The 14,102-nt window shown below is 63.0% G+C and carries 5 protein-coding genes; all 5 read left to right on the top strand.

Features of this window, described 5'->3' with window-relative positions:
- Nucleotides 1-413: 413 nt before the first annotated feature.
- Nucleotides 414-3,110 (top strand): magnesium-translocating P-type ATPase, encoded by a 2,697-nt coding sequence (mgtA, locus tag EKL29_RS20795; protein ID WP_126690589.1) that lies wholly within the window; start codon nt 414-416, stop codon nt 3,108-3,110.
- A gap of 10 nt (nt 3,111-3,120) precedes the next feature.
- Entirely contained in the window at nt 3,121-3,207 is an 87-nt protein-coding gene (gene mgtU, locus EKL29_RS23595) for a magnesium transporter protection protein MgtU (protein ID WP_371315545.1), read from the top strand.
- Nucleotides 3,208-3,476: 269 nt separating this feature from the next.
- Entirely contained in the window at nt 3,477-5,171 is a 1,695-nt protein-coding gene (locus EKL29_RS20790; RefSeq protein WP_126690588.1) for a ShlB/FhaC/HecB family hemolysin secretion/activation protein, read from the top strand.
- A gap of 9 nt (nt 5,172-5,180) precedes the next feature.
- Nucleotides 5,181-5,708 carry a toxin-activating lysine-acyltransferase gene (locus tag EKL29_RS20785; RefSeq protein ID WP_126690587.1) on the top strand — a complete coding sequence of 176 codons (528 nt, stop codon included), beginning with the start codon at nt 5,181-5,183 and terminating at the stop codon, nt 5,706-5,708.
- 12 nt (nt 5,709-5,720) lie between these two features.
- On the top strand, nt 5,721-14,102 hold an 8,382-nt coding region (locus EKL29_RS20780), incomplete at its 3' end, for a hemagglutinin repeat-containing protein (RefSeq protein ID WP_126690586.1).

The following is a 14,102-nucleotide window of genomic DNA, read 5'->3' as shown; positions in this document are numbered from 1 at the left end:
ACCCTTAATGCGACGCGCTTATAATAGCGGCAACTTCCTACTGGAGAATTCACTTGGACAGTCATTCGACATTTTTACAGATACTGGCAAGCTGAATTTTCATGCTGCTTGCCACCCGGCGGGCAGCAATCCTGTTTAATAACGATTGCTTCCTGAATAAGCTTATTCACGATAAGGCGATCGTTATGCTGCTTTTTTCGCACGCTCTGTTTCCTCCTCCTCGCTGCGCGTAGCTGACTGGCTGCGCCCTGCGCCTGCGCTTTTTCGCCGCATCGCTATCCATACGCGGCGAGACGCTTACGCCTGCGGCTTATTCGGCCCTCACGCTACGCATCCTTTTTAATATTTAACTTTTTACGCATGCGTATTTTCGCATGTCGGGATTGCTTTGCCTGTTGTAGGGAGAATTTACTATGTCCGAATTAAAACTGGAAAGCCAAACGCTGGCGAAAAATAGCCGCGGCGCTGCGCGAAACGGCGAAAAAAAATATTTAATTGAGCAGGAAGCGAGTCGCTCTGTCGAGGCGACGCTGGCCAGTTTGCATAGCCAGGCGGCAGGCCTGAGCCAGCAGGAGGCGGAGCGCCGTCTGGCGCAGTTCGGCCCTAACGACGTGGCGCAGGAAAAAGCGCCGCCTGCGCTGTTGCAGCTGCTGATGGCGTTTCATAACCCCTTTATCTACGTGCTGCTGGCACTGGCGCTGGTGAGTTTTTTCACCGACTACTGGCTGCCGCTGCGCGCGGGCGACGAGGGCGATCTCACCGGCGTCACTATTATCTGCACCATGGTAACGCTGAGCGCCATGCTGCGTTTCTGGCAGGAGTTTCGTACCAACCGCGCCGCGCAGGCGCTGAAGTCGCTGGTCCGCACGACGGCGACCGCCATGCGCGACGGCGCGCCGCAGGAGGTCGCCATGCGCGAGCTGGTGCCAGGCGATATCGTTCTGCTCAGCGCGGGCGATCTGGTGCCCGCCGATGTCCGCCTTATCAGCTCGCGCGATCTTTCCGTCAGCCAGGCCGTGCTGACCGGCGAGTCGCTGCCGGTCGAGAAAGTGGACCTCAGCGCCGATGTGGCGGTAAAAAGCAGCAGCGCGCCAGCGAGCGGCAAGAGCCTGCTGGAGCTGGATAACATCTGCCTGATGGGCGCCAGCGTATCCAGCGGCAGCGCGTGCGCCGTTGTCGTCGCGACCGGCAGCCTGACCTGGTTCGGGTCGCTGGCGAAGTCGCTGGTCGGCAGCCGCGCCCAGACCGCTTTCGATCGCGGCGTCAACAGCGTCAGCATGCTGCTGATCCGCTTTATGCTGATTATGGTGCCGGTGGTGCTGTTTATTAATGGCTTCAGCAAAGGAGACTGGACCGACGCCACGCTGTTCGCGCTGGCCGTCGCCGTGGGGCTGACGCCAGAGATGCTGCCGATGATCGTCAGCTCTAATCTGGCGAAAGGGGCCATGGCGATGGCGCGGCGCAAAGTTATCGTTAAGCGCCTGAACGCGATTCAGAACCTCGGCGCGATGGATCTGCTCTGCACCGATAAAACCGGCACCCTGACGCAGGATGAGATCCAGCTGTCGCACGCGCTTAACTGCGCCGGCGACGAGGATGCGCGCGTGCTGCTGCTTGGCTGGCTGAACAGCAACAGCCAGACGGGAAGCAAAAATCCGATGGATCGCGCGGTAATGCGCGCAGGCGCGATGCAGGTCAGCGAGACGCAGCGCAGCCGCTACCACAAACAGGATGAACTGCCTTTTGATTTCGCGCGGCGTCGCCTGTCGGTGCTGCTGGAAGATCTGCAGCAGGGCGAGTCGCTGCTGGTCTGTAAAGGTGCTGTCGAAGAGATGCTTGCCGTGTCGACAACGATTCGCCTTTACGGTGAGTGCGTCCCGCTCTGTGACGACCGCCGGGCGATGCTGCAGGCGCTGGCCGAAGAGTATAACCAGCAGGGCTTCCGCGTGCTGCTGGTGGCAACGCGCGCAGGCGACATCGCGCCGCCGCTGGCGCAGGCGGATGAGCGCGAGCTGACGCTGGAAGGGATGCTGACTTTCCTCGATCCGCCAAAAGCGAGCGCAGGCCAGGCGATTCAGGCGCTGCGCGACAACGGCGTGGCGGTCAAAGTGCTGACCGGTGACAACCCGGTGGTCACGGCGCGTATCTGCCAGGAGGTGGGACTGGACGCCAGCGCGATGCTGACCGGCGATGAGATCGAGGCGATGAGCGACGGCGAGCTGGCGCAGGCCGCAGAGCGGAGCAGCCTGTTCGCCAGGCTGACGCCGCCGCAGAAAGCGCGGCTGGTACGTCTGTTTCAGCAGAACGGCCACACGGTAGGCTTCCTCGGCGACGGCATTAACGACGCCCCGGCGCTGCGCGACGCCGACGTCGGGATTTCGGTCGACAGCGCGGCGGATATCGCCAAAGAGTCCTCCGATATTATCCTGCTGGAGAAAGATCTGCGCGTGCTGGAAGAGGGCGTGCTGAAAGGGCGCGAAACCTTCGGCAATATCATCAAGTACCTGAATATGACCGCCAGCTCTAACTACGGCAACGTCTTTTCCGTACTGATTGCCAGCGCCTTTATTCCGTTTCTGCCGATGCTGTCGATTCAGCTGCTGCTGCAGAACCTGATGTATGACATCTCCCAGCTGGCGCTGCCCTGGGACAAGATGGATGCGGAGTTCCTGCGCAAGCCGCGCAAATGGGACGCCAGCAATATCCGGCGCTTTATGCTGTGGATGGGGCCGACCTCGTCGCTGTTCGATATCACCACCTTTGCGCTGATGTGGTACGTCTTCGGCGCCAATCATACGGGCGCGCAGTCGCTGTTTCAGTCCGGCTGGTTTGTTGAAGGGTTGCTGTCGCAGACGCTGGTGGTGCATATGCTGCGCACGCAGAAAATCCCCTTTATTCAGAGCCGCGCGGCGCTGCCGGTACTGTTGACTACGTTCGGCATTATGGCGCTTGGCATCGGCATTCCGTTCTCGCCGCTTGGCGCGATGGTTGGACTGGCGCCGCTGCCGCTCGCCTATTTCCCCTGGCTGGTGGCGACGCTGTTCGGCTACTGCCTGGTGGCTCAGGGAATGAAACGGATCTATATCCGCCGCTTCGGTCAGTGGTTCTAGGAGGGCGGCAATGAGAAGGGTAAGGCTCGATCGGGCGTTTATTGGCGTGGCTGTTATCGCCATTGCGCTGATTTTACTGACGGTCATTGTACGCTAAATCATCGGCGGCGAGGCGACTCGCCGCTTTTCCATTTTTTAGCCCGTTTCTGTGGTTAAGAATGGTCTTAAATTTTTCCTCTGCAAACTCCCCTGTATCCGCGCTCACCGCTCCGGTTTTATTACGAAAACCGGTAAAATCCCCTAAACATTCAGCTTAAAAAATCAGCAAACGAAAGTTGTCGCTAACAGTAAATTATGGGTAATATGCGGCCACTTTTACCTGAGTTAACATAATTTACGATTACTTTACGTGACAGGGATTGTCGGATGGTTTTCCAGCATAAATGTATTCTTTTCTCCGTCGCTCTGCTGAACGGCGCGTTTTTTACCGCACAGGCCACCGCCGCAGAGGCGCTGCCTGACGGAAATGACCAGCTACGCCTCCAGCAACAGCGCCAGCAGGCGCTGGAGCGCCAGATTGAACCGAAAGCGCCGGATGTGCGTCTTTCGCCGCCGTCTTCCAGCTTCGGCAGCATCGTTTTTCCCGCTGAACGTCCCTGTTTCACTATCGAGCGCGTCGAGCTGCAGGGGCAGCAGGCGCTGCCCCGCTGGCTGCCGCTTAACCGCATCGCCAGCCAGGCGCAGGGGCGCTGCCTGGGGGCGAAAGGCATCAACCTGCTGATGAGCACGCTGCAAAACCGGCTGGTGGATCACGGCTATGTCACTACGCGCGTGCTGGCGCCGTCGCAGGATCTCAACAGCGGCGCGCTGCGTCTGGTGATCGTGCCGGGCTACGTGCGCGAGGCGAAACTGACGCCGGAGAGCGACCACTATCTCTGGCTCTATAGCGCCTTTCCTGCTCATGCGGGCAACCTGCTTGATTTACGGGATATCGAACAGGGGCTGGAAAATCTGCAGCGCCTGCCGACCGTGCAGGCGGATATGTCGGTGGTTCCCGGCGAACAGCCTGGCGAAAGCGACATTCAGGTGCGCTGGCAGCAGAAAAAGATGTGGCGCGTCGGCGTCTCGCTGGATGACTCCGGCACCCGCAGCACCGGCCGCTATCTGGGCGGCGTGACGCTTTCGCTCGACAACCCTTTTGCGCTGAGCGATCTCTTTTATCTGTCGGCCACGCACGACCTGCAGGGCCAGGGCGGCAAGGGCAGCAAAAACCTCACCGGCCACTATTCGGTGCCGTTCGGCTACTGGATGTTCTCCGCGACGGGCAGCGATTACGACTATCACCAGACGGTGGCCGGACGTAAGCAGGATTATCGCTACAGCGGCAAAAGCAAAAGCCTCGATTTCCAGATCAGCCGCGTGCTGCACCGCAGCGGCACGCAGAAAACCTCCTTTACCTATGACGTGCTGACGCGCGAAAGCCGCAACTATATCAACGACACCGAAGTGCAGGTGCAGCGGCGACAGACCGCCGCCTGGCGTATCGGTCTGCAGCATCGCCACTACATTCAGCAGGCTACGCTGGACGCGGGCATCAGCTATCAACGCGGCACGCGCTGGTTTGGCGCGCAGCCTGCGCCGGAGGAGTATTTCGGCGAGGCGACGGCGCTGAGCAAAATCGTGCAGCTTAATGCGCAGTTCAATCTGCCGTTTACGCTTGGCGATCAGCATTTTCGTTACAACATGCAGTATCTGCGCCAGATGAGCAACACGCCGCTTACGCCGCAGGAGCAGTTCGCTATCGGCAACCGCTGGACGGTGCGCGGCTTCGACGGCGAACGCACGCTTAATGCCAGCCGCGGCTGGTATGTGCGCAACGATATCGCCTGGAGCACGCCGCTGCCCGCGCAGGAGTTCTACCTGGGCGCGGATTACGGCGAAGTCGGCGGCGCTGGCAGCGAACTGTTAACCGGCCAGCATCTGGCGGGCGGCGTGGCGGGGCTGCGCGGGCAGGCGTTCAACACCGGCTATGACCTGTTTATCGGCACGCCGTTCTCCCGACCGGATGGCCTGCGCACCAGCAACGTCACGCTCGGCTTCAACCTTAACTGGAGCTACTGAGAGGCCGACATGCGCGCAGGACAATATGAGATTAAATCACCGCTGATCCTCGGCGGCGACGAGAGCGAGGCGGAGGTGCTGGGCGCCGCCGTCTGGCTATGGATGCATTCGCCGCTGCACCGCGACGCGCCGCTGCACGCGCTGCCGACGCTGCTGCTGCCGATTATCAAACAGCAGCAGTACGTTCTGGTGGCGGAGGCGGGCCAGCCGGTGTTTTTCTTTAGCTGGGCCTGGCTGAACAGGGAGACGGAAGCGCGCTATCTCACGCTGCCCGCCATCCATTTTCCGCCTGAAGACTGGAATAGCGGCGATCGCATGTGGTGCTGCGACTGGATCGCGCCCTTCGGCCATACGCTGGCGATGAGCCGTCTGGTGCGCCGCGACCTCTTTCCTCACGCCTGCTGGCGGGCGCTGGATCATCGCGGAGAGCAGCGCGGCAAGCGCGTGTTTAACTTTCATGGCGGCAGCGTCAGCCATGAGGCGGCAAAACGCTGGCAGCAGCAGCATCCGCTCGCCGTGGAGCTGCCACAAATCTGATAAGGACATTAGATGAACAGAAACCTGTACCGAATCATTTTCAACAAAGCGCGCGGCATGCTGATGGTGGTGGCCGATATTGCCCGTTCGGGCCGCGCGGGCAGTTCCCGCTCCTCCGGCGTGGGCCATACCCTGAGCCGCCTGATCGGCAAAGTCGGGGCGCTGAGTTTTAGCCTCTGGCTGGCGATGGGTGTGATACAGCCCGCCAGTGCCGCGATCGTGGCGGACGCGCAGGCACCTGGCGGACAGCAGCCGACCATTATCAACAGCGCCAACGGCACGCCGCAGATCAATATCCAGACCCCCTCCGCAGGCGGCGTTTCGCGCAACAGCTACAGCCAGTTCGATGTCGGGCAGCAGGGCGCCATCCTGAACAACTCGCATAAAAACGTGCAGACCGAACTGGGCGGCATGGTGAGCGGCAACCCCTGGCTCGCCAGAGGCGAAGCCAAAGTGATCCTCAACGAGGTCAACTCGCGCGATCCCAGCCGCCTGAACGGTTTTGTGGAAGTGGCGGGACAAAAAGCGGAGGTGGTGATCGCCAACCCGTCCGGCATCACCTGCAACGGCTGCGGTTTTATCAACGCCAACCGCGCCACGCTGACCACAGGCCAGGCGCAGATGAATAACGGCAACCTCACCGGCTTTAACGTCGAGCGCGGAGAGGTGGCGGTCGAAGGCGCAGGGATGGACAGCTCGCGTCAGGACTACACCGACATTATCGCCCGCTCGGTAAAAATCAACGCCAGCGTCTGGGCTAACGACCTGAAGGTGACTACCGGCCGCAACCAGGTGGATGCGGCGCATCAGCAGGTAACGAAACAGAGCGACGATCCCGCCTCGCGCCCGCAGATGGCGCTCGATGTCTCCAGCCTTGGTGGCATGTATGCCGGAAAAATTCGTTTGATTGGCACCGAAGCGGGCGTCGGCGTACGCAACGCCGGCAGCATCGGCGCGCAGGCGGGCACCGTCGTGATCAGCGCCGACGGACGTATTGAGAACAGCGGCAGCATACAGAGCAGCGGCGAGCTGCAGGTTGCCGCCAGCGAGGGCGTCAGCAACAGCGGCGCGATCTTCTCCGGCGGCAACGCCACGCTCTCCAGCGCGGCGGACGTAGCGAACAGTGGCTCTGTTGCCGCACGCAATAACCTCACGCTTCAGGCAGCCAGCCTGAACAGCACCAAAGAGAGCATCCTCGCCGCTGGCGTGCAGAGCGACGGCAAGATCGACGACTCAGGCGATCTGACGCTCGCTACCTCAGGCAAGCTGACCGCGCAGGGGCAGAACCTGGCGGGCGGCGACCTGGCCGCGCGTGGGCAGGGGCTGGATTTCAGCGGCAGCCGGACGCAGGGGAAAAATATCACCCTCGACGCCCGCGACGGCGATCTGGTTACGCGCAACGGCGCTATCGCCGCGCAGCAACAGCTCAGCGCCAGCACCGGCAAGCGGCTGGATAACGACGGCGGCACGCTGACGGCGAATAAGCTCGATCTGCACGCTCACGATCTCTCCAGTCAGCAGGGCCAGATTACGCAAACCGGCGGCGACGATCTTTCGCTGACGCTGCAGGGCGACCTGAATAACCGCGGCGGGCGCATTGCGACCAACAGCGGCAATCTGACTCTTAGCGCCGACACCCTGGATAATCAGTCCGGCGATATTACCCATGCCGGCAGCGGCACGCTGGCGGTTAACGCACGCAGCCTGCAGGGCAGTGGCGGCAGGCTGATCTCGAACGGCCAGCTCAGCCTGCGCGGCGGCGAGCTTAACCTCGATAACGGTACCACTTCCGCTCAGCAGATCGATGCTGATGCCGACAGCCTGTCGAACCGCCAGGGCCAGATAGTGCAGAGCGGCAGCGGCGCGATGCGTTTGCATACGCGCGGCGCGCTCGACAATGAAAGCGGCCAGCTGGCGGCCAACGGCGATATCGATCTCAGTGCGGCGGCGCTCAATAACCGCTCCGGCACCCTCGTCGCCGCGCAGCAGGGCAGCCTGACGGCGCAGGTAAGCGGCGCGGTGGATAACCGCCAGGGCGAAGTGGCGGCGAGCCGCAACGTTACGCTAAACGCCGAGCGGCTGGACAACAGCCAGGGCAAGGTGACGGCGGCGACGGGCAGCGGCAGCATTACGACGCAGCAGGCGCTGGCGAATCAGGCTGGACGCCTCGAAGCGCAGCAGGACTTTACCCTCAATGCCGCCGGGCTGGAGAATCAGGGCGGCAAGCTGCTCGGCGATAACCTTACGCTGGCGCTGGGCCAGAACGCGCTGGATAACCAGAACGGCGTTATCGCCGCCACTGGCGCGCTGCACAGCGACAGCGGCGCGCTGAATAACGACGGCGGGCTGCTGCAGGCAGGTGGCGATCTGCTGCTCGATACGCACGGCGCGCGCCTGAGCAACCAGCTGAGCGGCGACAGCGGCGGCATACTCAGCTCCGGCGCGCTGACGCTGCGCAGCGGCGAACTGGATAACCGCCAGGGGATGCTGGCGGGCGGCGGCGATACGCAACTGACTACCCAGGGGCTCAATAACAGCGGCGGCACGCTGGTGGGCAAGCAGCGCCTGCAGATCAGCAGCGACGGCGCGCTGACCAACGACGCGGGCCTGCTGCAGTCGGGCGGCGATGCCAGCATCGACACCCACGGCTATGCGCTGAGCAACCGCGACAGCGGCAGCAAGGGCGGCATCAGCAGTCTGGGCGCGCTTACCCTTAACGCAGGCGCGACCGACAACCAGCAGGGCTTTATCGCCAGCCAGGGCGAGCTTCTTTTCCAGGGCGCGGAGCTGGTGAATCAGCACGGCACCCTGGCCTCACAGGCGGGGCTTTCCGCCGCTGCGGAGACTATCAACAACCAGAGCGGGACGATTAAAGCGGGCCAGGGGCTGACCCTGAGCGCGACACAGTTGCTGGATAACCAGAGCGGCGTTATCGGCGCGGGCAAGGCGCTGCGCGTGACCGCCGGAGAGCTGCTCAACGGCCAGGGCACGCTGGCGAGCGGCGAGACGGGCCAGCTGGATTTCGGCGTGCTGGATAACCGCGACGGGCAGGTGGCGGCGCAGCAGGCGCTGACGCTGCGCGGCGGCACGCTGAACAACAGCGAAGGCGGCCTGATCCAGAGCGGCGATCGCCTCGATATCGGCGTGGACACGCTGCTCAACCAAAACAGCGGCGACAAAGGCGGCCTGACCAGCCAGGGCGATATGGTTATCGCCGCAGAGAAAATGGATAACGCGCAGGGTCTGGCCCTGAGCGGAAAAGCCTTGCAGCTGGATGCAGGCGGGTTAAATAATGCGGCTGGTACGCTGGTAGCGCAAAACCAGCTCCGCCTCGCCACACAATCCGCACTCAATAACCGGGCAGGCCTGCTGCAGGGCGGTAGCGTGCTTGTTGACAGCAACGGTCAGGGCATCAACAACGAAAACGGCACGCTCTACAGCCTGGGCGATCTGCGCCTGCAAAGCGGCGATCTCGACAATCAGGGCGGTACGCTGGGCGCGAAGGGCGACCTTTGGCTGGAAAGCGGCGAGCTGGATAACCGCAATGGTGGGCGCGTGGTCAGCGAACAGGCGGCCAGCCTCAATGCCACGCATCTGGATAACCGCGGCGGGCAGATCCAGAGCATCGGCGATCTGCTGCTGTCGAGCGCGCAGGGCGCGATAGATAACGCCGCCGGGCTTATCCGCAGCGGCGCGAACGCCGTACTTAACGCGCTGCAGCTGAATAATCAGGACACCCAGGGCGCGCAGCAGGGCATCGAAGCGGCGAATATCGAGATCAACATCGGTAGCCTGGCTAACCAGCGCGGCGCGCTGCTGGCCGATAAGCAACTGACCATCAACAGCACCGGCCCGATCGACAACAGCAGCGGGCAGATAAGCGCCGGAGAGGCGTTATCGCTTCAGGGCGACGGTCTGACGCTGACCAACAGCGCGGGCGTCGTCAAAGCGGGCCGATCGCTGGCGATCCGCGCCGATCGCATCGGCGGCGACGGGCAACTGCTTTCCCTCGGCGATATCACGCTGGTCAGCCAGCAGAGCCTGAACAACAGCGGCGAGATGATCGCCAACGGCAACTTTAACTTCACCACGCCAGGCGACGTCACCAACAGCGGCAAGCTGCTGGCGGGCGGTAAGCTGGATCTGCGCGCCAGTAATCTGCTGAACGCCGCCAGCGGCGAAATCAACGCCGGGCAGGACTGGCTGACGCTGAACGGCCAGCTAACCAACTACGGCCTGATCGACGGCAAACAGACGCTGCTGAAGGCTGGCACCTTAACCAATATCGGCAGCGGCCGTATCTACGGCGATACGGTGGGCGTGCAGGCTGGGGTCTTCAATAACCTGGCGGAAAACGGCACTGCCGCCACGCTGGCCGGACGCGAGCGGGTCGATATCGGCGTCCAGACGCTGAACAACCGCGATCACGGCCTGATCTACAGCGCAGGGGATATGGCGCTGGGCGGCGAACTGGATGCCGACGGGCTGGCGACCGGCAAGGCCGATACCATCAATAACCACAGCGCGACCATTGAGTCGGCGGGCGATATGCTCCTTACCGCCGGACAGATCAATAACGTCAACGATCATTTCAGCACCGGGCTGGCGACCGTTTCCACGGAGGCGATCACTGAGTATCAGCAGTCGGGTGATACGGTGCGCTGGAAAGCGGGTGAAGAGGGCGTCTTTGTCGATCGCAACTCCGCTGACTCGCTGCGCAACCTCAACACGCCGGGCAAAACCGGCAGCAACCACGACCGCTTCACCCAGTATGACTACACCCGCACGGTGCAGGAGACGCAGATTGCCGAAAGCGATCCGGCGAAGATTATCGCGGGCGGCAATATGACGGTGAACGCCGATAAGGTGTTCAACGATAAAAGCCAGATGGTGGCGGGCAATACGCTGACGATGAACGCGGGCGAGCTGGATAACGTCGAGGTGGCGGGCCAGCGCATCACGACCGACGTTGGTAAGTCCACCCGCTACTACCGCATCCGCCATAAAGGCGGTGACAGTCAGGGCAAAAAAACCTCGGCCTATACGCCGCCGGATGTGATTGAGACGATTGCGCTGAAGCCGAGCGAGCTGGTCGATCACGGCGACATCAGCGGCAGCCCGGTCACGATTGCGCCGCAGAGCGCGCAGGGAACCAACGCGGTTATCGGCCATACCGGCAGCGTCAGCGCCGCCGTGGCGGGCAGCACGCTTTCGCCTGACCTGCAGAAGGTCGATACCGGCACGCTGCCAGGCATTGCTGCCGCCGCGCTCAAGCCGGGCCAGCGCTTCGAGGTCGCCAGCAGCGTTACGCCGCAGCAGGGAGAAGCGGCGCGCGTGGTGCGCATCGTCGGGCCGGATACGCGCCTGCCGGATAACAGCCTGTTTAAGACCAACCCGTCGCCCGACGGCAAATATCTGGTAGAGACCGATCCGCGCTTCACCCAGGAGAAGCAGTGGCTGAGCAGCGACTATATGCAGGACGCACTGACGCAGAACAGCGATAGCGTCATGAAGCGCCTCGGCGACGGTTTTTACGAGCAGCGCCTGATCCGTGAGCAGGTAATCAACCTGACGGGCCAGCGCTATCTGGACGGATACAGCAACGACGAAGATCAGTACAAGGCGCTGATGAACAACGGCATCGCCTTTGGCAAGCAGTACAACCTGACGCTCGGCGTGGCGCTGACGCCGGAGCAGATGGCGCTGCTGACCGAGGATATCGTCTGGCTGGTCAACGCGCAGGTCAGCCTGCCGGACGGCTCCAGCCAGACGGTACTGGTGCCGCAGGTTTACGCGCGCGTGCAGCCGGGCGATGTGGACGGCAGCGGCGCGCTGATTGCGGGCCGCAAACTCAACCTGAACCTCGGCGGCGGGCTGTTTAACAGCGGCACCCTGGCCGGACGCGAAGTAGTGAAGCTGAGCGCCGACAACATCACTAACCTGGCGGGCACCATTAAAGGCGCGAGCGTGGATCTTAACGCCCGCACCGATATTAATAACATCGGCGGCGCGATCCAGGGCACCGACGCGCTGCTGGCAAACGCCGGTCGGGATATCAACGCCGTCAGCACCACGCGCAGCGTCGAGAGCCAGAACGGCGATAACAGCTTTGCGCGCACCAGCGTCGACAGCGTGGCGGGCATGTACGTGCAGGGCGACGACGGCAGGCTGATCCTGCAGGCCGGGCGCGATATCAACCTGACGGCGGCGCAGGTGGTCAACAGCGGCGAGGAGAGCCAGACGGTGATCCATGCGGGCCGCGACCTCAGTCTTAACACCGTCACTACCGCAAGCCGCGACGATATCGTCTGGGACGCAGACAACAGCCTGAAACAGGGCAACACGCAGCAGGTCGGTAGCGAAGTGGTGGGCAAAGGCGATGTTAGCCTGCTGGCGGGCAACGATCTGAACGCAAGCGCCGCCACCCTCTCAGCGGACGACGCGCTGGCCCTTACCGCCGGCCACGACGTGACGCTTCTCAACGGCGAGAACACTAAGGATCTGGATGAGCGCTACAAGGCGACCGGCAGCAGCGGCTGGCTGTCGAAAAGCACCCTCAAAACGCGCGATCAGATTTCGCAGCAGACGGCGGAGGGCAGCGCGCTGAGCGGCGACAGCGTCACGGTCGCGGCGGGCAACGACCTGCGCGTGCAGGGCAGCCAGGTTACGGGCACCAACGACGTCGTCCTGCAGGCGGGCAACGATCTCAGCATCCTGGGCGCCACGGAGCGCAACAGCGAACAGCATCTGTCGCAGGAGAAAAAGAGCGGGCTGTCAGGCACCGGCGGCATCGGTTTCAGTATCGGCTCGCAGAGCCTGAAAACCACCGAGACGGGGCAGGAGCTGACTAACCAGGGCAGCACCGTCGGCAGCGTTAACGGCAACGTGACGCTGGAGGCGGGCAACCGCCTTGACGTTACCGGCTCCGAGCTTATCGCCGGTAAAAACCTGACGCTGGACGGCCGGGAGGTGAGCATCACCGCGGCGGAGAACCAGAGCAGCCAGACGCGCAAGGTGGAGCAGAAAACCTCCGGCCTCACGCTGGCGCTCTCCGGTACGGTGGGCAGCGCGCTGAATACGGCGACGCAGACGGTGCAGGAGGCGAAGTCCGCCGACAGCGGACGGCTGGCGGCGCTGCAGGCCACCAAAGCCGCGCTCAACGGCGTGGAGGCGGTGCAGGCCGCGCGCCTGGCGGCGGCGCAGGGCAACAGCCCACAGAACAGCAATACCATCGGCATCAGCCTCTCTTACGGCAGCCAGTCCTCCACCTCGACCCAGAACAGCGAGCAGCGCACCGCCCAGGGCAGCAGCCTGACGGCGGGAGATAACCTGAGCGTGGTGGCGCGGGGCAGCGGGGCGAAAGGGGCCGACGGCGACCTGAGGGTGCAGGGCAGCCAGCTGCAGGCCGGCAAGGACGTGCTGCTGTCGGCGAACCGGGACCTCAGCCTGCTTTCGGCGGAGAACACCTCGTCGCTGGAGGGCAAAAACGAGAGTCACGGCGGCACCCTTGGCGTGGGCGTCGGGGTCGGCCAGGGCGGCTGGGGCTTCAACATTTCCGCCAGCGTCAACAAGAGCAAGGGCAGCGAGCAGGGCAGCGGCGTCACCCATACGGAGACCCAGGTGAGCGCGGGGAACCAGGTGACGATGGTGAGCGGGCGCGACACCACGCTTCAGGGCGCGCAGGTAAGCGGGGAGAGGGTGAAGGCGGACGTGGGCCGCAACCTGACGCTGGCGAGCGAGCAGGACAGCGACCGCTACGACTCGAAGCAGCAGAGCGTCAGCGCGGGGGGCAGCTTTAACATCGGCTCCATGACCGGCTCGGCGAGCCTGAGCGCCTCGCGGGACAAAATGCACAGCAACTGGCAGAGCGTGGAGGAGCAGACCGGCATCTTTGCGGGCAAGGGGGGCTTTGACGTCACCGTTGGAGAGCACACGCAGCTGGACGGGGCGGTTATCGGCTCGACGGCGGACGCCAGCCTCAATAAGCTGGAGACGGGCACGCTGGGCTGGAATAACATCGAAAACCACGCGGACTATAAGGTGGAGCACCAGAGCGCGGGCATCAGCACCGGGGGCAGCATTGCCGGTCAGTTTGCCGGGAACATGGCGAACGGGCTGCTGGTGGGGGCCAACCACAGCGGCAGCGACAGCTCGACGACGAAGGCGGCGGTCAGCGAGGGGGCGATAGTTATCCGCGACCAGGCCAGCCAGGCCCAGGACGTGAGCGGGCTGAGCCGGGACGTTGAGCACGCGAACCAGACGCTCTCCCCGATATTCGACAAGGAAAAAGAACAAAACCGGCTGCAGGAGGCGCAGCTGATAGGGGAGATTGGGAACCAGGCGGCGGATATTGTCAGAACCCAGGGGCAGATAGCGGCGACAAAAGCTGCGAAT

Origin of the sequence: Pantoea sp. YU22, from assembly GCF_003970755.1 — a bacterium.
GTDB classification, from domain to species: Bacteria; Pseudomonadota; Gammaproteobacteria; order Enterobacterales; family Enterobacteriaceae; genus Pantoea; species Pantoea piersonii.
Note: the sequence above shows the minus strand (reverse complement) of the source record. Positions and strands in the feature narration are given on the sequence as shown.

Coding starts and splice junctions, on each gene's coding strand:
- EKL29_RS20790 (WP_126690588.1), top strand. CDS start 3,477: ATGGTTTTCCAGCATAAATGTATTCTTTTCTCCGTCGCTCTGCTGAAC.
- mgtU (WP_371315545.1), top strand. CDS start 3,121: ATGAGAAGGGTAAGGCTCGATCGGGCGTTTATTGGCGTGGCTGTTATC.
- EKL29_RS20785 (WP_126690587.1), top strand. CDS start 5,181: ATGCGCGCAGGACAATATGAGATTAAATCACCGCTGATCCTCGGCGGC.
- mgtA (WP_126690589.1), top strand. CDS start 414: ATGTCCGAATTAAAACTGGAAAGCCAAACGCTGGCGAAAAATAGCCGC.